Annotated in this window: 16 protein-coding genes; 7 read left to right on the top strand and 9 right to left on the bottom strand. The window is 72.1% G+C overall.

Annotation, left to right across the window (positions count from 1 at the left end):
* Positions 1–133: 133 nt before the first annotated feature.
* Together Plo01_RS16580 and Plo01_RS16575 are read right to left on the bottom strand one after the other, a co-directional pair.
* Entirely contained in the window at positions 134–928 is a 795-nt protein-coding gene (locus Plo01_RS16580) for a serine/threonine-protein kinase (protein ID WP_203891480.1), read from the bottom strand.
* Positions 929–1052: 124 nt separating this feature from the next.
* Entirely contained in the window at positions 1053–1457 is a 405-nt protein-coding gene (locus Plo01_RS16575) for a hypothetical protein (protein WP_203891479.1), read from the bottom strand.
* Between the two features lie 206 nt (positions 1458–1663).
* Between Plo01_RS16575 and Plo01_RS16570 the strand changes: the two genes are divergently transcribed.
* Positions 1664–1873, top strand: coding sequence for a ubiquitin-like protein Pup (locus Plo01_RS16570; RefSeq protein ID WP_203891478.1), 210 nt, complete (start codon positions 1664–1666; stop codon positions 1871–1873).
* 308 nt (positions 1874–2181) lie between these two features.
* Here Plo01_RS16570 and Plo01_RS16565 read toward each other — a convergent pair whose 3' ends face one another.
* The 7 genes from Plo01_RS16565 to Plo01_RS16535 form a co-directional block, all read right to left on the bottom strand.
* Positions 2182–5064 (bottom strand): glycoside hydrolase family 38 N-terminal domain-containing protein, encoded by a 2883-nt coding sequence (locus tag Plo01_RS16565; protein WP_203891477.1) that lies wholly within the window; start codon positions 5062–5064, stop codon positions 2182–2184.
* Positions 5036–6148 (bottom strand): Gfo/Idh/MocA family protein, encoded by a 1113-nt coding sequence (locus tag Plo01_RS16560; RefSeq protein WP_239316478.1) that lies wholly within the window; start codon positions 6146–6148, stop codon positions 5036–5038. Before Plo01_RS16560 ends, Plo01_RS16565 begins: the two co-directional genes overlap by 29 nt.
* The gene (locus Plo01_RS40980; RefSeq protein ID WP_203891476.1) at positions 6139–7368 is read right to left on the bottom strand and encodes a CehA/McbA family metallohydrolase; all 1230 of its coding nucleotides are present in this window, start codon (positions 7366–7368) and stop codon (positions 6139–6141) included. The genes Plo01_RS16560 and Plo01_RS40980 overlap by 10 nt, the downstream gene beginning before the upstream one ends.
* Positions 7369–7444: 76 nt before the next feature.
* The gene (locus Plo01_RS16550) at positions 7445–8515 is read right to left on the bottom strand and encodes an ABC transporter ATP-binding protein (RefSeq protein ID WP_203891475.1); all 1071 of its coding nucleotides are present in this window, start codon (positions 8513–8515) and stop codon (positions 7445–7447) included.
* On the bottom strand, positions 8512–9336 hold the full coding sequence (locus tag Plo01_RS16545) for a carbohydrate ABC transporter permease (RefSeq protein ID WP_203891474.1): 825 nt from the start codon (positions 9334–9336) through the stop codon (positions 8512–8514). The genes Plo01_RS16550 and Plo01_RS16545 overlap by 4 nt, the downstream gene beginning before the upstream one ends.
* Entirely contained in the window at positions 9333–10283 is a 951-nt protein-coding gene (locus tag Plo01_RS16540) for a carbohydrate ABC transporter permease (RefSeq protein WP_203891473.1), read from the bottom strand. Before Plo01_RS16540 ends, Plo01_RS16545 begins: the two co-directional genes overlap by 4 nt.
* A gap of 242 nt (positions 10284–10525) precedes the next feature.
* A complete protein-coding gene (locus Plo01_RS16535; protein WP_203891472.1) occupies positions 10526–11908 on the bottom strand; it encodes an extracellular solute-binding protein in 1383 nt (460 codons plus the stop codon).
* A gap of 214 nt (positions 11909–12122) precedes the next feature.
* Between Plo01_RS16535 and prcB the strand changes: the two genes are divergently transcribed.
* The 6 genes from prcB (at position 12123) to Plo01_RS16505 (ending at position 18096) form a co-directional block, all read left to right on the top strand.
* Complete coding sequence (prcB, locus tag Plo01_RS16530; protein ID WP_203891663.1) at positions 12123–12941, top strand: proteasome subunit beta; 819 nt, start codon at positions 12123–12125, stop codon at positions 12939–12941.
* Between the two features lie 27 nt (positions 12942–12968).
* Positions 12969–13760, top strand: a complete 792-nt coding sequence (prcA, locus tag Plo01_RS16525; RefSeq protein ID WP_203891471.1) for a proteasome subunit alpha — start codon at positions 12969–12971, stop codon at positions 13758–13760.
* Positions 13761–13982: 222 nt separating this feature from the next.
* Entirely contained in the window at positions 13983–14495 is a 513-nt protein-coding gene (locus Plo01_RS16520) for a hypothetical protein (RefSeq protein WP_239316522.1), read from the top strand.
* A 125-nt stretch (positions 14496–14620) separates the two neighbouring features.
* Positions 14621–15979 carry a Pup--protein ligase gene (pafA, locus tag Plo01_RS16515; protein WP_203891470.1) on the top strand — a complete coding sequence of 453 codons (1359 nt, stop codon included), beginning with the start codon at positions 14621–14623 and terminating at the stop codon, positions 15977–15979.
* Between the two features lie 72 nt (positions 15980–16051).
* The gene (locus Plo01_RS16510) at positions 16052–17002 is read left to right on the top strand and encodes an FKBP-type peptidyl-prolyl cis-trans isomerase (RefSeq protein WP_203891469.1); all 951 of its coding nucleotides are present in this window, start codon (positions 16052–16054) and stop codon (positions 17000–17002) included.
* 188 nt (positions 17003–17190) lie between these two features.
* Positions 17191–18096, top strand: coding sequence for an FKBP-type peptidyl-prolyl cis-trans isomerase (locus Plo01_RS16505; RefSeq protein ID WP_203891468.1), 906 nt, complete (start codon positions 17191–17193; stop codon positions 18094–18096).
* The last annotated feature ends 111 nt before the right edge of the window (positions 18097–18207 follow it).

The following is an 18207-nucleotide window of genomic DNA, read 5'->3' as shown; positions in this document are numbered from 1 at the left end:
AATTCAGTCGCATATGCATCGGTCGCATGAGCCTCAACCGCATACACGCGCGATACATTGACGGAAGGATGTTTTCAGGCTTCCGGGCGCCGTTAAAGAAGCGATAAAGCGACCGAAACGCGCATTCCGTGTCTCAGGCGGCGCTGTGCCGGCGCAGATCCATCAGCATCTCGTGCGCCCGCGCCGAACTGAGCCGGGACGCCGGATCCTTGCGCAGCAGTCCCCGCAGGATCGGCTCCAGGACGCCCGCCCGGCGCGGCGCCCGCGGAGGCTCGCGCAGCGCCTCTATCAGCGCCGCTATGGAATTCACCGTCCGGAACGGGGTCCTGCCCTCCACCGCCATGTACAGCGTCGCCCCGAACGACCACATGTCCGCCTCGCGCGTCCCGCCCAGCCCCTGCAGCGCCTCCGGCGCGATGAACGCCGGGGTGCCGCGCATCGACGTCGTGGCCGCGCCCTCGAACGCTGCGAAACCGAAATCGGCCAGCACCACGCGGTCGCCGGTCAGCATGATGTTGGCGGGCTTGATGTCCCGGTGCACCACCCCGCCGTCGTGCGCGTGCCGCAACGCCTCCAGCAGCCGCCGGCCCAGCTTCGCCACCAGGTCGACCGGGAGCGGGCCGGCCTGCACCACCGTGTCGTGCAGCGTCAGCGCCTCCAGGAACTCCATGACGATCCAGAGCCGCTCCGGCTCCTCGACCAGGTTGTGCACCGTCACGATGCCCCGGTGGCTGAGCCGCGCCGCCATGCGGGCCTCGCGCACCACCTTGCGACGCCGGTGGGACGCCTCGGGGCCGGGCGGCAGGGCGATCTCCTTGAGCGCCACATCCCGCTCCAGCAGCTGGTCGTAGGCCCGCCACACGACGCCTGTCGCGCCCTTGCCCACGGGAGCGAGGAGTTGATAACGATCGGCGACGATGCTGCTCATCCGGGCATGATCTCAGTAATCGGGGCCGAAGGCCTACTCGGGTCGTCCCCGGATCGGTGAAACGGACCGGATAGGTATAGATCTACTTTGTAAAGAAGCCGGGTCGGGGCCGCTCCCCGGCACGTCAGAGAAGACCGATCCCCAGCAGGAGCGTCCCGGCGGCCAGGGAGACCCCGCCCAGCGGGACCAGCCAGATCAGCTTGCTCGGCCGGGTGTCCGAAGGGCGCACCACCGACAGGAAGAAGCCGAGCGGCATCAGGATCGGCGCCGCCACGATGAGGGTCCGGGTGAGGCTCTTGATCCCCTCGGACAGGTCGGCCTGGTCGATGTAGAGCAGCGCGACGAGGGCGAAGAGCACCAGGACGCCCGCGTGGGCGTGCCCGGCCCGCCACAGGCCCCGCCGTACGGGGTTGTCGAGGTATCCGGGGATGTTGCGCATGATGTGCGCGAGCAGCGAGACCCCGCCGAAGGCGACGGCGGGCACGGTGATCAGGAGCACCCCGGCGGTGCTCAGGGATGACGGGGACATGACTCCTCCATTTGGATAGTGGCGCTAGCCAATTATTGGATAGTCTTACTATCTAGTCAAGGCGGGATTTGCCTCGGAGCCGGTGGGGGAGGTTGTCTGGCGGCAGGGTCCGAGGCGGCTGAAGATCGCGAGGTGATCCGCGCGAAATGTCTGCCACTTCGGGGAAGATATGAAGTACAGACGTCCCCCAGGCGGAGGTGCCACATATGGCGAGCAAGGACACCGGCGGGCAGAAGCAGACCGGCCGGACCGACCGCGAGGTCGAGGAGACCGCGGTCGAAGAGTCTGCTGACGTTCAGGAGCGCCACGAGAAGCTCACGGACGACGTGGACGCGATCCTGGACGAGATCGACGAGGTTCTCGAGGAGAACGCGGAGGAGTTCGTCAGGTCGTACGTCCAGAAGGGCGGCGAGTAAGGAGGGCGCAGGCAGGGTCGAGCGGGCCCGTCGGACGACTCGGAGGGCGGAAGGCCCGCGAGGGCCGGGGTGTGGAGGCATGCCGATGAATTCCGGCGCCATGGGCGATCGTCCGGCGGTCTTGCTTTATCGCGGCGAGACCGCTTTCACCGGCGGACGATGGATTTAATCTCACTTCATGCTCTATGGGCATTCAAACGACAAGAGCTGATCGGACGGAGAATCCGTGGGCGTCCGGAGCGATCCCCTGACGTCATGCCGTCCGAAGCCGCCGCGAAATCACGCCGCGGAACCGCCCGGGCCCGTGTTCAGCGCGTCAGATGGACGGTCGCGATCTCGAAGGGGCGCAGCGGCAGCCGTACGGCGCCGCCGGTGATCTCCAGCCGCTCGCCCGCCGTGCCGAGGATTCCGGCGCGGCGGGCGGCGGTGAAGGGGCCGCGGACGACGGCCTCGGTGGCGGCGGGGTGCTCGGCGACGACACGGAGCTCCAGGGCGCCGTCGCGTTCCCGCAGGGCGGTGAGGAGCACGCCGGTGCCCTCGACCTCCAGGGGGGCGTCCGGGGGGCCGGAGGACGCGTCCTGGGCGCGCGCCGGCGCGGGTGCGGTTCCGCCGGGGGGCGTGCCGCCCGAGCCCGGCACGGCCAGCAGCTCGTGGCGATATTCCTCGGCCAGCCGCGGCAGGCCCGCCTCGTCCCAGGAGCCGTCGTGCAGGAGGACGGCGAAGCGCATGCCGGTGGGGCCGGGGCACTGGGCGTCCGGGGTGGGCAGCTGGGGTCCGGCGGGTTCGTCGCGGTAGGCGTTGCGGTTCCTGGACAGGTGGCCGACCGAGCGGAGCAGGGTGAGGGCGAGCTCCCCGCCGGTCAGCTCGTACTCGGTGACCTGGTCGAGGAGGACGGCGAGTCCTCCGGCGGCCACGAAGCCCTCGGCGGGGTAGGTGGGCAGGGGCTTCTCGCCGCAGCCGCCCTCGGCGGTCAGGCCGCGCCGCACGACCGCGAGCTGCCCTTCGGCGAAGGACTCCGCGGCGGCCCGGGGGAGGGGCGCGTGCCAGCGGACGCGGTGGTCGCGGGTGCGGTTGTCGAAGGAGGTCTCCAGCCGCAGGTACGGCTCGCCCGCGCGGAGCTCGGCGCGGGTGGTGACGGCGACGGTCTCGGTGGTGGCGGCGCGGCCGTCCTCGGAGGATTCGACCGGCCAGTCGTAGGTGCGGCGGATCTCCAGCACCGAGACCAGGGGGCCCGCGTACACGCTCTCGATCTCGACGGAGGACGGGGCGTCGGCGAGGACGTCGTGGCGGGGCGGCGCGTGGTTGTAGGTGTCCCCGGCGTCGCCGCCGTCGACGACGCGGCCGACCCCGTGGACCTCGCTCCCGCCGGAGCGGAGCGAGAGGGAGCCGTCGGGGGCGACGGTGACCCGGAGCAGGCCGTTGTCGAGGACGGCGCCCCCGGCGGCCGGTGCGGTGTCCCCGGTGAGCGTGGAGGGGAGGTCGTCGGCGTTTCCGGTGTCCCCGGGGGAGGCGGCGTTCTCAGCCGGTTCCGGCGTTCCGGCGGCGGTCCAGGGCGCGGAGGCGAGCACGGTGCGGCCGAGCGGGGGGACGGTGACCCGGGCGGCGACGGTGACGACGGGCTCGGCGAGGGTCTGCACCAGCCACGGGCCGGGCCGGGAGGCGGCGGCCTCCAGGACGGCGCGGCGCAGGTCGGCGTAGTCGTAGCCGGTGGTGGCGTGGCGGCCGACCACGATGCTGAAGGTCGCGGGGATGCCCGGGACGGCGCCCTCGGCGAAGGTCGCGGAGGCGTCCGGGGGCGCGTCGGAGGCGGGCCCGGGAGCGCTCCAGGAGACGATCTGGAGGCCGAACAGCTCGCGCTCGTGCACGCGGCCGAGGAGGCGGGTGAGGTCGTCCATGACGGTCTCGTCGAGGAGGGTGGGGGCCAGTTCGAGCCGCTGCAGCGGCACCGGTTCGCCGCCGGGGGCGAGCAGGCGGGCGCGGCTCTCGGGGAGGTCGGCGAGGACGAGGGCGGTCCGGGCGACGGGGGAGGGGTTGACCACGACGATGTGGTCGCGTGGGGCCTGCGCGGCGAGGGAGGCGCCGACCATGTCGACGACGGCCTGGCCGATCTGCCCGGCCTCGGCGATGCGGGCGGCGACCTGCTGGGCGGTGTCGTCGGCGCCGCAGCCGGTGATGGAGTCGTGGCCGCTGCAGGCGATCAGGCGGCGCCAGGCCAGGTCGAGGAGTCTGGCGGCGGCGGTGTCGCCGGGCAGCCAGCGGGCGGCCAGGGGCTCGGCGTAGCGGGTGACGACGCGTTCGGCGTGGGCCATGGCCCGTTTGGCGGGGACGCGGGCGGAGATGACGCCGGGCAGGATGTTGGCGCGGGCGTGGGAGCGCAGCTCGCCGGTGAGGGCGGGCAGGCCGGCGGTGGACGGGTCCTGCGCGGTGACGTACTCGCCGAGGGTGGCCAGGCGGAGCCCTGCGGCGGTGATGTCGGCGGCCGGGGCGGTGTGGTCGGCGCCGTACATGGCCAGCAGGGGGCCGTCGGGGTGCCAGGGGCGCAGGGTCTCGGTGAAGGCGGCGAGCCGGTCGGGCAGGGCCTCGGCGGGGCCGCTGAACAGGGCGACGGCGTTGCCGTACCCGCCGGGCAGGTACTGGGTGCGGATAGCGGTGCCGTCGGCGCCGACCCAGGCGAAGGCGTCCCGGTCGAGCCGGGCGGGCACGCCGCGCCACAGGCAGGCGTGCTCGAACCCGGCCTGGCGGAGGATCTGCGGCATCTGGGCGCAGTGGCCGAACTGGTCGGGCAGGTAGCCGACGCGCATCGCGCCGCCCAGGGCGTCGGCGCCGCGGACGCCGTACTCCAGGTTGCGGATGAGGGTCTCGCCGGAGCACAGGAACTCGTCGGCGAGGATGAGCCACGGGCCGGCGGCCAGGCGGCCCTCGGTGACCAGGGCCGTGACCTGGGGGAGCCGTTCGGGGCGGATCTCCAGATAGTCCTCCAGGGCGGCGAGCTGGCCGTCCATGGTGAAGCGGTAGCCGGGGTCGGCGGCCATGGTGTCGAGGACCTCGTCGAGCATGCGGACCAGGCCGAGGCGGAAGCGCTGGAACGGCAGGTACCACTCGCGGTCCCAGTGGGTGTGCGGGACGACGACGATCTCCGGGCCGGGGGCGTGCCCGGCGGGGTCAGGCGTCGTGTGACTGGTGTGCCTCATTGGCCTCGCCTCCGATGGCGTCTCCGGCGGCCGCCGCGATGATCCGCTGCGCTGTCACGATATCGGCGAGGGCGCCGTCGAGTCCGGTGAGCGGGGGCGCGCCCTCCGTGACCAGCGCGTGGAAGGCCTCCAGCTGGAGCTCGAACGCCTCCGTCACGTCGAGGTGCGCGGCCCGCACCTCGGTGGTTCCGGACCGGGAGGCGGCGGTCAGGACGGTGGGGGCGTTCATCAGGTAGGGGGAGGGGAAGACGAGCTCCAGGGAGCCTTCCTCGTGGTGGACGGCGACGGTCTCGCGGTAGGCGGGGTGGCCGGGCAGGTAGTGCCAGCGCAGGCCGTACCGGCCGTGTTCCAGCGCGCCGGAGACCTCGACGGAGGGACCGTCCCAGACGGCGGCGTGCTCGACGGTGGCGGGCGGGCCGCTGAAGGTCCGCATGAGGGCCAGGTCGTGGCAGAGGCTGCCGAGGACGACGTTCGCGTAGAGGGACCGCCAGGGTGCGGGGGAGGCGGGGCCGAGGGCGGCGTCCAGGGCCCGCTCGTCGGCGCGCAGCCAGGGCTCCAGGGCCTGCGGGCCGGGCCGGGAGGGGCGGACGCGGGCGAAGGCGAGCTGGGCCTCGCCGGCGGGGTGCAGGACGGTGACGTCGAGGTGGCGGACGGCGTGCCCGCCGAGGAGGGCGGCGGCGCGCCGGACGGCGGGGTCGTACTGCTTCATGTAGCCGACCATGAGGCGGTCCCGGTTCTGCAGCGCGCTCACCTCGGCGCGGCTGTAGGCGAGGGGTTTCTCGCACAGGACGGCGTGTCCGGCGGCGAGCGCGGCGGCGACGATCCCGCCGTGGGTTCCGGCGGTGAGCACGATGAGGGCGTCGAACCCGCCGGCGTCGAGCATGGCGTGCGGATCGGAGAAGGGACGGGCGCCGGTGCGCCGGGCCACCCGGCCGACCTGTTCGGGGTCGAGGTCGCAGACGGCCGTGACGCGGAACAGCTCCGGCCGCCTGGCCAGCAGCGGCAGGTACATCACCTGCGCGGCCACGCCGAGCCCGGCGATCGCGACGTTCACCGGGACCTCGGCGCCGGGGGTCAGCTGCACAGGGCCATCACCTCGTTGCGGAAGGTCTCCAGCCGGTGGGGGCCCGGCCGGGCGGGCAGGACGACCCGGTCGCCGACGATCACCCGGCGGGTGTCGGGGCCCCACAGCAGGAGGCCGTCGGCGTCCAGGACGAGGAAGTCGTCGCCGTGGCGCAGCAGGAGCGGCCCGCCGGGCGCGGCGGAGACGGAGGTGGCCCCGGCGCGGATCCCGTCGAGGATCCCGCCGGGGGTGTCGCCGCCGAGGATCCAGGTGGTCGGCTCGCCCGGGGGGTGTCCCTCCTCGGGCCGGTGGTAGTCGCTGCCGCCGATCATGATGGGGGCGGCGGTCCACGCCTGGGTCCAGGCCAGCGGGGCGCCCCAGGAGCGGTCCAGCCAGCTCCAGTGCCAGGTCTCGACGACCGGCGACCGCACGTCCGTGCCGAGCGTGGGATGGCGCCAGGCGCAGTCGGCGGCGACGGGGTGGTTGATCGACATCACTCCACCCCTCTCCCGTACGGCGGCCGCCCACACGCCGGGCGGCTCGCGGAAGTCGATCCAGCCGAGGTCGCCGAAGGCGTTGGCGTGGCCGAGATCGGTGGTGATCTCCTGGCCGGGCAGGAGGGAGATGGCGGCGTAGGCGGCCGCGGCGGGCAGCTCGGCGTGGTGGCTGACGGTGTTGTGGTCGGTGACGGCGAGGAAGTCCAGGCCCCGGTCGGCGGCCAGGCAGGCCAGCTCGGCGACGGTGAGGGAGCCGTCGGAGTGCACGGTGTGGGCGTGCAGGTCGCCGGCGAGCCAGCGCAGGCCCCCGAGGGAGGGCAGGCCGCGCCGGGTGGCGGCGGGCTCGCGGGGCGGGGGAGGGGGACGCAGGCCGCGCCGGAGCGGCGGGGGGACGGCGGGCGGGGACAGGTGCGGGATGATCCGCAGCCGGTACGGCAGGCCCTCGGGCGGGATCCGGTACAGGCCGAGCAGGACGTGCCACACGCCGGGCTCGGGCTCGCCGGGCAGGTAGCCGGGGGTGGCCCAGCCCGGGGTGAGCGTGTACTCGGAGCGGGCCCCGCCGGACCAGCCGCGGAATCCCCGCGGGCCGAGGCAGCCCAGGTCGAGCACGCCCGCCGAGCGGTCGTAGGCGAGGCGGACGGTGAAGGCGCGGGCGTCGGCGGGCAGCTCGAACGGGACGCCGCGGACCGGGCCGGCGGCGCGGTCGGCGACGGTCCAGTGGCCGGTACGGCGCAGCGCTCTCATTCCGGTGCCCCCATCCCCTGCTCCTGTCCGAGGTCCCCGCTCCCGCACCGGCGTCCCCGTCCGCGGACCGCGGTGTTCATGCCGGGTGGATCAGCCGGTCGCCGTGGTAGATCAGGGCCCGGCCCGGCCGGGGCACGGCCCAGGCGGCCGTGCCGGCCGGGGGCTCCTCCCCCTCGGGGACGACCACCTGGACGAGCAGGTCGCCGTCGTCCCCGCCGCCCTCCAGCGTGACCAGGGTGGAGGTGCCGAGGTTCTCCAGGACGGCGACGGTTCCGGGGAAGGCGTCGTCGCGGGGGGCGGCGGACAGGTCGGCGTACTCGGGGCGGACGCCGTACACGATCTCCTCGCCGTCGGGCAGGCCGGGCGGGGCGGGCAGGACGGCCCCGGCGACGTGCAGGGCGTCCCCGGCGACCTTGCCGGGCAGGAGGTTCATCGGGGTGGAGCCGATGAAGGAGGCGACGAAGGTGGTGGCGGGCCGGTGGAAGATCTCGGCGGGGGCGCCGACCTGGGTGATCCGCCCGGCGTCCATGACCGCGACGCGGTGGGCCAGCGCCAGAGCCTCGCCCTGGTCGTGGGTGACGAAGACGGTGGTGACGCCGAGCTCGCCCTGCAGGCGCTTGAGGAAGGTGCGGGCCTCCAGTCGCAGGCGGGCGTCGAGGTTGGACAGGGGCTCGTCGAAGAGGAAGACCTTGGGGCGGCAGGCGATGGCGCGGGCGAGGGCGACGCGCTGCTGCTGCCCGCCGGAGAGCTGTCCCGGGCGGCGGCGGAGCAGCTCCGACAGGCTCAGCCGCCCGGCGACCTCGGCGGCCGCGGCCTCGCGACGGGAGCGCGGAACCTTCTGGATGCGCAGCGGGTAGGCGATGTTGGCGGTGACGTCCATGTGCGGGAAGAGGGCGTAGTCCTGGAAGACCATGGCGACGTCGCGGCGGCCGGGAGGCAGCGCGGTGACGTCGGCGCCGCCGATGGAGACGGTCCCGGAGGACGGGGTCTCCAGCCCGGCGATGCTGCGCAGCAGCGTGGTCTTGCCGCAGCCGGAGGGGCCGAGCAGGGCGAAGAACTCCCCCTCGCCGATGTCCAGGTCGAGGGAGTCCAGAGCGCGGGCCCCGCCGGGGAACACCTTGGTCAGGCCGTGCAGGGAGATCGTCACTGCTTGATCCCTCCGTGGAAGCGGAAGCCGTACCGGCCGCTGACGAACAGGTACATCAGGACCACGGGCAGCGAGTAGAGCAGCGAGAAGGTGGAGATGAGGTCGAGGTTGGGCTGGCCGCCCTCGGTGTAGAGGGTGTAGAGGATCACCGCGCTGGGGGACTTCTCCGGGTCGCGCAGCAGGATGTACTGCATCAGGAAGCCGCCCCAGACGCTGGCCACGGCCCAGACCGCGATGGTGGCCAGGCCGGGCCGGACCACCGGGACCACGATGTGCCGCAGGATCTGCAGCGGCGAGGCGCCGAACACCCGGGCGGACTCCTCGTAGGAGGTCGGGGTGGCGTCCATGAAGTCCTTCAGGATGAAGATCGCCGCGGGGAGCAGGCCGCCGGAGACGACGAGGATGACGCCGAGGTGGGTGTCGATCAGGTCGAGGCGGGTGGCGAGTTCGAAGATCGGCACCATGGCGGCGGTGCCGGTGACGACGGAGGAGAGCAGGAGCAGCACGTACAGCAGGACGTCGCGGCCCGGCACCCGTACCCGGGACAGGGCGTAGGCGGCCAGCGCGGCCAGGACGACGACGACGGCCGCCGCGCCGCCGGCCTGGATGACGGAGTTGCCGATGGAGCCGAGCGCGTAGGGGTTGTCGAGGATGGCGCGGAAGTTGGCGAGGGTGAACTCGGGGACGGAGACGGTGATGGAGGGGGTGGCGTCGAAGGGGGCGGAGGCCAGCCAGAGCATCGGCAGCGCGAAGAACGCGCCGACGACGGAGAGGAAGACGGCGGAGGCGATGCGGCCGAGGGCGTGGCGGACGGCGTTCACGCGGCGGTCCCCCGGATCGCGGGATCGGCGCCGGGCTCGTCGTCGTGGCCGCCGTCGTCCCCGCGATCATGGGCGCGGTCACGGGTGCGGAGCAGGCGCAGGTAGGCGAGGGCGAAGACGAGGTTGATCAGCAGGATCAGGAAGGAGACGGCGGCGCCGAAGCCGAGCTGCCCGCCGCGCAGGGCGGTGGTGTAGACGTAGAACGGCAGGATCTCCGAGCGCCCCTCGGGACCGCCCGCGGTGATCAGGAACGGGGTGAAGTCGTTGAAGGTCCACAGGCTGATCAGCAGCATGTTGGTCAGGATGTGGCCCTTGATCCGGGGCAGGACCACGTCGCGCAGCTGCTGGAAGGTCGAGGCCCCGGCCAGGCGGGCGGTCTCCAGGTGCGACGGGGGGACGTTCTCGAGCGCGGCGGCGTAGAGCATCATCGAGAACGCGGTGCCGCGCCAGGTGTTGAACACGATGATCGACAACATCGGGTGGTCGAGCAGCCAGGCGGCCCCGGGGGTGTTCAGCAGGGCGTTGAGGGTGCCGCCGTCGCGGTCCAGCAGCGCGATCCACAGGAACGCCACGACCGAGCTCGGCAGGATCCACGAGAGCAGCACGAGTCCTTCGACGATCCGCCGCACCGGCCCGCGCCGGTCGCGCAGCGTCCACGCGATCGCGAACCCCAGCACGGCCTGCCCGATCACGGCCGAGCCGAGCACGTACTGCACGCTCAGCCAGAGCGAGGTGCGGAAGCGGTCGTCGCCGAGCGCGGCGGTGTAGTTGTCGGCCCCCACCACCTGGGGGTCGGCGGCGGCCAGCCCGGTCAGGCGGTAGTCGGTGAGCCCCAGGTAGATCGTCCACAGCGCGGGGAAGACCAGGAAGACCCCGATGAGCACCAGCGCCGGCAGCACGAACCCGACCGCTCTGCTCCTGCCCAGCCCCGCCGCGTCAGTGCTCATGGCGACGCTGCGCGTCGCGGCCCGGGGGCTGATGACCGGCTGTGTTGATGGCCGTGCTGCGCACGGCGGCTCGGGGGCCGGTAACCGGTGCCTTCCCTCGTCACGCGCTCGCTTCGCAGCGCGCGCTCCCCAGTCCAGCGCACCGGCGCCCCCTCGCGGCCCTCATCACCCATCCGCTCGTTCCTCGCTCCTTCGCTCCTCAGCCCGGTGCACCGGCGCCCCCTCGCGGTTCCCTCGCCGGGTCAGTTGGAGACGTTGCCGGCGCCACCGACGATTCCCTCCACCTTGGTCCGGTAGGCGTCGGCGGCCTCCTCGGGGCCGGTGCCGGAGACGACGGCGGCGGTGGCCTCCTGCAGGGCGGTGGAGACCTGCGGATAGACGGCCAGGCCCGGACGGTAGGCGGTGATCGGCAGGATCTCCTTGGCGATGAACGTCAGCATCGGGTCGTTGGCGAGGACCTCGTCGTTGACGTCGGTGCGCGAGGTGACGCGGGCCGCGCCGGCGAGCTCGGCCTTGATCGCCTCGGCCGAGTGCATGAACGCCAGCAGTTCCCACGCCTGCCGGGGGTTCTTGGAGAAGGGGTTCAGCACCCGTACGGCCCCGCCGGACATGCTGACGAAGTCCTGGCCGCGGACCCCGGCTCCGGGCTCCTTGGCCGGGATCTTGGCGTAGCCGACGACCCGGTCCCGGTCGGCCATCGGCGCCACGCCGGCCTGGGGCTCGACGACGGCCCGCCAGAAGTAGTCGCCCTCGGCGAGGATGCCGATCTTCCCGTCGGCGAACTCGGCGAAGGACTTGTCGCGGCCCTTGGCCTCCTGCTGCAGCTTGGGGTCGCCCAGGCCGCCGCCGTAGATCTGCCGGTAGAACCCGAGCACGTCCTTGACCCCCTGGGAGGCGCCGGTCCACTTGCCGCCCGCGTAGATCTCGGTGCCGGTCCCGGCCAGCAGCGGCAGGGCGCCCTGCATCGTGGTCGCCTCGCCCATCGCGGTGCCGGCGTTGATCTGGATCGGGGTGACGCCGGGCAGCTTCTTCAGCGCCGTGCCCGCGTCGATGATGTCCTGCCAGCTCGTCGGCTGCCAGGGCTCGGGCAGGCTGGCCTTGGCGAACAGCTCCTTGTTGTAGAACAGGACCCGGCCGTCGGTGCCCTGCGGCAGGCCGTACTTCTTGCCGTCGAAGATGCCCAGGCCCTGGACGGCCTGCGGGATCTGCGACCAGCCCTCCCAGGCGTCCACGCCGGGCCCGCCCACCTCGGAGAGCGGCTTGACGTATCCGGCCTGCGCGAACTCGCCGACCCAGATCCCGTCGAGGTCGATCACGTCGGCGCCGGTCTTCGACTTCAGATCCAGCGCGATCTTCGTCTTGTACTGCTCGTCGTCGACGCCGTTGGGCTGGAACAGCACCCGCACGTCGCGCCCGGCGGCCTTCTGCGCGGCTTCGAACCGGGGGATCACCCACTGCCTGATCCAGTCGGCGCTGGCCGAGTTCTTGCCTCCGGGGATCGCGTTGGCGGTGATGGTCAACGTGATGGAACCGTCCTCCGCCGGGGTGTCGGATCCGCAGGAGGCCAGGGCGAGCAGCGTCGCCGCGAGGGCCGCGGTCAGCGCGGGTCGGGGGGAGAGTCTCACGGCGACCTCCTCGGGAGGCGGCGGAATGTCACGACAACTCGACAATTACACGGGCATACTCGCGCGTAAAGATTCAGGGGGCCGGCCGGGAGTGGTTCGCGCTGAGCTGATCGAGGGAAGTGCATGCAACACGGCAACGTGAGTAGGGTCGGACCGTAAAGGAAGCACCTTTGGAGGGAGTCGCGTGGCATCGCACAGGGACCTGCCCGCCGGCATGGTGAACCATCTCTTCACGAACACCGGAAACTCCTCGTTCACCGAGTTCGTCGGGTCCTACGCGCCGGAGTTGCTGCCCGGCCGTAACGACACCCTGGCGACCCCGGTCGGCGACCGGATTCCACACGCCACCACGATCGTCGCGGCCACCTGCGCCGGAGGAGTGGTGATGGCCGGCGACCGCCGTGCGACCTCCGGCAACATCATCTCCCAGCGGGACATCGAGAAGGTCTTCCGCACCGACGACTACTCGTGCATGGGCATCGCCGGGGCGGCGAGCACCGGCATCGAGATGGCCCGGCTCTACCGGGTCGAGCTGGAGCACTACGAGAAGATGGAGGGCCGCACCCTCTCCGTGGCGGGCAAGGCCAACCGGCTCGCCACGATGATCCGCGGCAACCTCGCGATGGCGATGCAGGGGCTGGTGGTGGTGCCGCTGTTCGCGGCCTACGACCCGGAGGTCGACGGCGGCCGGATCTTCGGCTACGACGTCGGCGGCGGCCCCTACGAGCAGTACCAGCACCACGCGATCGGCTCCGGTTCGATCTTCGCGCGCGGCGCGCTGAAGAAGCTCTACCGCGAGGGAGCCTCGCCCGAGGACACCGTCCTGACGCTCATCCAGGCCCTCTACGACGCGGCCGACGACGACTCGGCCACCGGCGGCCCCGACGTGACCCGCCGGATCTGGCCGGTGGTCGCGGTGATCACCGCCGACGGGTTCCGCCGCCTGTCCGACGAGGAGGTCGCCCAGTACGTGCGCACGACGGTGGACGGCCGGATGAACAACCCCGACGGCCCCGTCGCCCCGCTGCGCTAACACGAGAGGAAGACCACTCCGGTGACCATGCCTTTTGGATATGCCTCCCCCGAGCAGATCATGCGGGACAAGGCGGACTACGCGCGCAAGGGCATCGCGCGGGGCCGCAGCGTGGTCGTTCTCCAGTACGAGGACGGCATCCTGTTCGTCGCGCCCAACCCCTCCCGGGCGCTGCACAAGATCAGTGAGATCTACGACCGGATCGGGTTCGCCGCGGTCGGCCGCTACAACGAGTTCGAGGCGCTGCGGCTGGGCGGCATCCGCTACGCCGACATCAACGGCTACACCTACGACCGCACGGACGTGACCGCGCGCGGTCTGGCCAACCTGTACGCGCAGAACCTCGGGCAGATCTTCACCGAGTCGATCAAGTCGATGGAGGTGGAGGTGGTCGTCGCCGAGGTCGGCGACACCCCCGAGGCCGACGCGATCTACCGGCTGACCTTCGACGGCTCGGTCTTCGACGAGCACGGCACGGCCGCGATGGGCGGCCAGGCCGAGGCGGTCGCCACCCGTCTCAAGGAGCGCTACCGCGACGGCATGGGGCTGGCCGAGGCGCTGGAGACGGCGCTGACGGCGCTGACCGAGCCGGGCGGCGAGCGTCCCCCGGCCGGCCAGCTGGAGGTGGCGGTGCTCGACCGCAACCGGCCGCACCGCAAGTTCCTGCGGCTGGCCGGCCCGAGGCTGGAGCGCCTGCTGGCCGAGGGCGCGGCCGCGTCGGCCGCCCCCGCGGCCGAGACGGCCGAGGCGGCCCCGGGAACGGGCGACAGCCCGGCCACCGCGCCCGAGGGAGACATCGACACCGGCTCCGGCGCCTGACCTCCGCCCGGCGCCTCCGGAGCGCCGCGGCCCCGGCGGGCCGCGGCGCTCCGCCGTGTCATGCGGCCCGGACCCGCGGTGGCCCGGACCCGCGGTGGCCCGGATCCGCGTGATGTGACCCGGATCCGCGTGATGTGACCCGGATCCGCGTGATGTGACCCGGATCACCGGACGCCGGGCAACCAGACCATCGGCGGTGCCGTCGTATCCGTCGTGACGTTCATGAAGCGCTTCCTCACCGCCGCCGCCGTCGTGCCCGCCCTCGTCCTGGCCGGAACGGCCTCCGCCGAGGCCGCGGCCGTCCCCGACTTCCCCAAGCCGAAGATCTTCGGCAAGACCTTCCAGCCCGACCCCGGGCACGACTTCTCCAAGAAGATCCACTCTCGTAAGGACGGCATCCTGCGCGGCTGGATCACGCACGTGCGCCGCGGCACGGCGGAGTACGAACCGATCAGGTGGAAGCCCGGCAAGCACACCGAAGGGCGCTTCGTGGGCCCGCCGGAGGGCGACGTCATGGCGTACGCCTCCCCGGTGGCGGCGGACGTCGTCTTCCTCAGCGCGTTCGGTTGCGGCGCGAACATGGCGGGGTTCACGGTGGACCGGAACACCGGCCTGGGCAACAAGCGCTGCTCCCGCAAGCAGTTGCTGGCCCGCGCCGCGAAGCACGGGCAGCCCTCGCTGATCACCGTCTACCGCGGTCGGATCGTGAAGGTTCAGGAGATTTACACCCCCTGAGCAAGAACCGGGAGATCTCCGCCCCCGGAACCCGCTTACGACGCTGATCATCCGGGCATAAGCCTGACGACCGAAAACCCCACTGATCCCTCCCGCGAGAGGGGTTCGGCGAATAGTGTGAGGCAATGGATCGTCGCATCTTCGGGCTTGAGAACGAGTACGGCGTCACCTGCACGTTCCGGGGGCAGCGGCGGCTGTCCCCCGACGAGGTCGCGCGCTACCTGTTCCGCCGGGTCGTCTCCTGGGGGCGGTCGAGCAACGTCTTCCTGCGCAACGGCGCCCGCCTCTACCTCGACGTGGGCAGCCATCCGGAGTACGCCACCCCCGAGTGCGACAACGTCGTGGAGCTCGTCACCCACGACAAGGCGGGGGAGCGCATCCTGGAGGGCCTGCTCGTGGACGCCGAGAAGCGGCTGCGCGAAGAGGGCATCGCCGGGGACATCTACCTGTTCAAGAACAACACCGACTCCGCCGGCAACTCCTACGGCTGCCACGAGAACTACCTGGTGGGCAGGCACGGCGAGTTCGGCCGCCTGGCCGACGTGCTGATCCCCTTCCTGGTCACCCGGCAGATCGTCTGCGGGGCCGGGAAGGTGCTGCAGACGCCGCGCGGGGCGGTCTACTGCGTCTCCCAGCGGGCCGAGCACATCTGGGAGGGCGTGTCCTCCGCCACCACGCGCTCCCGTCCGATCATCAACACCCGCGACGAGCCGCACGCCGACGCCGAGCGCTTCCGCCGCCTGCACGTCATCGTCGGCGACTCCAACATGAGCGAGACGACCATGCTGCTCAAGGTCGGCGCGACCGACCTGGTGCTGCGCATGATCGAGGCGGGCACGGTGATGCGCGACCTGTCGCTGGAGAACCCGATCCGGGCCATCCGGGAGGTCTCCCACGACATGACCGGGCGCCGCCGGGTGCGCCTGGCCAACGGGCGGGAGGCGTCGTCGCTGGAGATCCAGCACGAGTACCTCGCCAAGGCGCGCGACTTCGTCGACCGGCGCGGCGCCGACGACATCAGCCACCGGGTGCTGGAGCTGTGGGAGCGCACGCTCACCGCGGTGGAGACCGGGAACCTGGACCTGGTCGCCCGGGAGATCGACTGGGTCACCAAGTACCAGCTGATCGAGCGCTACCGCAAGAAGTACGACCTGCCGCTGTCCAGCCCCCGGGTGGCCCAGCTCGACCTGGCCTACCACGACGTGCACCGCCGCCGCGGCCTGTTCTACCTGCTGCAGAAGCGCGGTGCGGTGGAGCGGGTGGCGTCCGACCTGAAGATCTTCGAGGCGAAGTCGGTGCCGCCGCAGACCACCCGGGCCCGGCTGCGCGGGGAGTTCATCCGCAGGGCGCAGGAGAAGCGGCGCGACTTCACCGTCGACTGGGTGCACCTGAAGCTCAACGACCAGGCACAGCGCACCGTGCTGTGCAAGGACCCCTTCCGCAGCGTGGACGAGAGGGTGGACAAGCTGATCGCGGGAATGTGATCCCTTTACCTCGGCTGTATGCGCGCTTCGGATAAGGTTGCGCGAACTGATGTCTGCCCGAGGGATGACCGAATGCGCCGCCGCAGCCTGGCCGTACTGGCCGCAGTGCCCCTGTTCTTCGCCGCAGCCTGCGGCACCGAGGGGGGTGACAGCAAGGCCGCCACGGGCGGCAGCGGTCTGAAGGTCACCGGTGAGGTCGGCAAGAAGCCGTCGGTGACCTTCCCGTCGGGCTCGCCCGCCGCGAAGTCGTCCGAGGAGACGGTCAAGGACGGCTCCGGCACGGAGTTCAAGGTCGGCGACAGCGTCATCGTCAACTACACGGTCTTCAACTGGGACGGCAAGAGCAACGCCACGGTCGGGTCGACCTACGACGCGGGCAGCCCGGAGACCATCACGGTCAGCCAGGACCTCCCGAGCGTCCTGCGGGAGGCCTTCGTCGGCGCCAAGCCCGGCGGGCGGCACATCGCCGTGGTGGCCCCGGACAGCCTGACCAAGGAGCAGTTGGAGCAGGCCAAGCAGCAGGGCCAGGACAAGCTGACCCAGGTGCTCGTGCTGGACATGGTGGGGGTCAAGCCGAAGCCGGTGACCGTCGACGGCAAGGCCGTCGACCCCGGCGTCAAGGGCGTCAAGGTGGAGAACCCGGGCCCCGGCAAGACCCCCGTGCTGACCACGAAGACCGATGAGAAGGCTCCCAAGGAGCTGGTCACCAAGGTCGTCATCAAGGGCACCGGCCCGGTCGTGAAGTCCGGGCAGCAGCTCATGGCCCACTACATCGGCAAGATCTGGGGCACCGACAAGGAGTTCGACAGCAGCTGGGGCAAGGGCGATCCGGCCACCTTCGGGATCGGCACCGGACAGGTCATCAAGGGCTGGGACCAGTCGCTGGTCGGCCTGCCCGTCGGCACCCGGGTGCTGGTGAGCATCCCGCCGGCCCTCGGTTACGGCGAGCAGGGCAGCCCGCAGGCGGGCATCAAGGGCACCGACACCCTGGTCTTCCTGGTGGACATCGTCGGCGCCTACTGACCGCCGCCTGGCCCGTCCGGGCGGGCTCCCCGAGCCTGCGGGCGGGCGCCGCGAGAGGTCCGTTTCATCGGCCGGAGAGCCCGGTCACGCCCTCGGCGTGACCGGGCTCTCCGCTTTCCCGACGCTACTGACATTTTTCCTAATAGGGCGCTAATGTGTGTCCGTATCCGCCGGACCAGGGGAGTCGGATGCGTATTCGCGCGCTGCTCACCGTGCTCTTTCTCGTGCCCGCCGTCGGCTGCACCGCCGGTGACGGCGAGGCGGCCCAGAGCGTGCGGGCCGAGAGCTCCTTCGGAGCCAAGCCGACGATCACCTTCCCCGAGGGCGACCCCCCGGTGGACCTTCAGGTGGGCGAGCAGATGACCGGCACCGGCGCGGTGGTCGGATCCGACGACCTGGTCGTCGCCCACTACACCGCGCACGTGTGGGACGGCGCGGACAACCCCCTGCTGGCCTCCAGCTTCAACCAGGGCGCCCCCGCCTCCTTCCCGCTGAGCCAGTCGCTCACCGGCGTGAGCAAGGCGCTGCGGGGACACCGGGTCGGCAGCCGCGTCGTGGCCGCCATCCCCCCGGGGGAGGGCTTCGGTCCCAACCCGCCGGACGGCATGGCCGCCGACAGCGCGCTGTTCTACGTCATCGACGTGCTCGGCGCCTTCCCGCCCGGGGCGACCGCGACGGGCGCCGGAGGACCCGGCTCCCTGGCAGGCGTCGAGGTCGGCGGCGGCCCGGGCGAGCGCCCGGTCGTCACGGCGCCGCGCGGCACGCCGCCCTCCGGGTTCCGGAGCAAGGTCCTCATCCAGGGCAAGGGGGCCCGGGTGCAGGCCGGGCAGCTCGTCGTCACCCAGTACGAGGGCAGGGTCTGGGGTGCGGACTCCTCCTTCGAGTCCACCTGGCGGGCCCGGCAGCCCAGGGCCTTCCGGGTCGGCGGCGGCGGCGTCATCAAGGGCTGGGAGCGGGCCCTGATCGGCGTCCCGGTCGGCAGCCGCGTCGTCATGATCGTCCCTCCGGACCTCGGCTACGACAAGGGACTGCCCCCGCTGATCAAACCCTCCGACACCCTCGTCTTCGTCGTGGACGTCCTGGCCGCCTACTGAGCCGCCGGTCCATCCGGCCCGGCACGTCGCCGCGGACGGTCGCCGCCGGCGTCAACGGTCGTCCCGTCATCCGGTTCCGCCGCTCGCCGTACGGGATCCGGCACGGCCTAG

This window comes from Planobispora longispora (assembly GCF_016863135.1).
Lineage (GTDB): Bacteria > Actinomycetota > Actinomycetes > Streptosporangiales > Streptosporangiaceae > Planobispora > Planobispora longispora.
The sequence above is the reverse complement of the archived record's forward strand: the minus strand, read 5'-3'. Positions and strand labels throughout refer to the sequence as shown.

What these genes read in the sequence shown, in the direction of transcription:
- Plo01_RS16575 (WP_203891479.1), bottom strand. Translation starts at nt 1,457, where the DNA reads ATGTCCCCGTCATCCCTGAGCACCGCCGGGGTGCTCCTGATCACCGTG.
- Plo01_RS16520 (WP_239316522.1), top strand. Translation starts at nt 13,983, where the DNA reads ATGAAGCGCTTCCTCACCGCCGCCGCCGTCGTGCCCGCCCTCGTCCTG.
- prcB (WP_203891663.1), top strand. Translation starts at nt 12,123, where the DNA reads ATGGTGAACCATCTCTTCACGAACACCGGAAACTCCTCGTTCACCGAG.
- Plo01_RS16580 (WP_203891480.1), bottom strand. Translation starts at nt 928, where the DNA reads ATGAGCAGCATCGTCGCCGATCGTTATCAACTCCTCGCTCCCGTGGGC.
- Plo01_RS40980 (WP_203891476.1), bottom strand. Translation starts at nt 7,368, where the DNA reads ATGAGAGCGCTGCGCCGTACCGGCCACTGGACCGTCGCCGACCGCGCC.
- Plo01_RS16570 (WP_203891478.1), top strand. Translation starts at nt 1,664, where the DNA reads ATGGCGAGCAAGGACACCGGCGGGCAGAAGCAGACCGGCCGGACCGAC.
- Plo01_RS16565 (WP_203891477.1), bottom strand. Translation starts at nt 5,064, where the DNA reads ATGAGGCACACCAGTCACACGACGCCTGACCCCGCCGGGCACGCCCCC.
- prcA (WP_203891471.1), top strand. Translation starts at nt 12,969, where the DNA reads ATGCCTTTTGGATATGCCTCCCCCGAGCAGATCATGCGGGACAAGGCG.
- Plo01_RS16510 (WP_203891469.1), top strand. Translation starts at nt 16,052, where the DNA reads ATGCGCCGCCGCAGCCTGGCCGTACTGGCCGCAGTGCCCCTGTTCTTC.
- Plo01_RS16540 (WP_203891473.1), bottom strand. Translation starts at nt 10,283, where the DNA reads ATGAGCACTGACGCGGCGGGGCTGGGCAGGAGCAGAGCGGTCGGGTTC.
- pafA (WP_203891470.1), top strand. Translation starts at nt 14,621, where the DNA reads ATGGATCGTCGCATCTTCGGGCTTGAGAACGAGTACGGCGTCACCTGC.
- Plo01_RS16505 (WP_203891468.1), top strand. Translation starts at nt 17,191, where the DNA reads ATGCGTATTCGCGCGCTGCTCACCGTGCTCTTTCTCGTGCCCGCCGTC.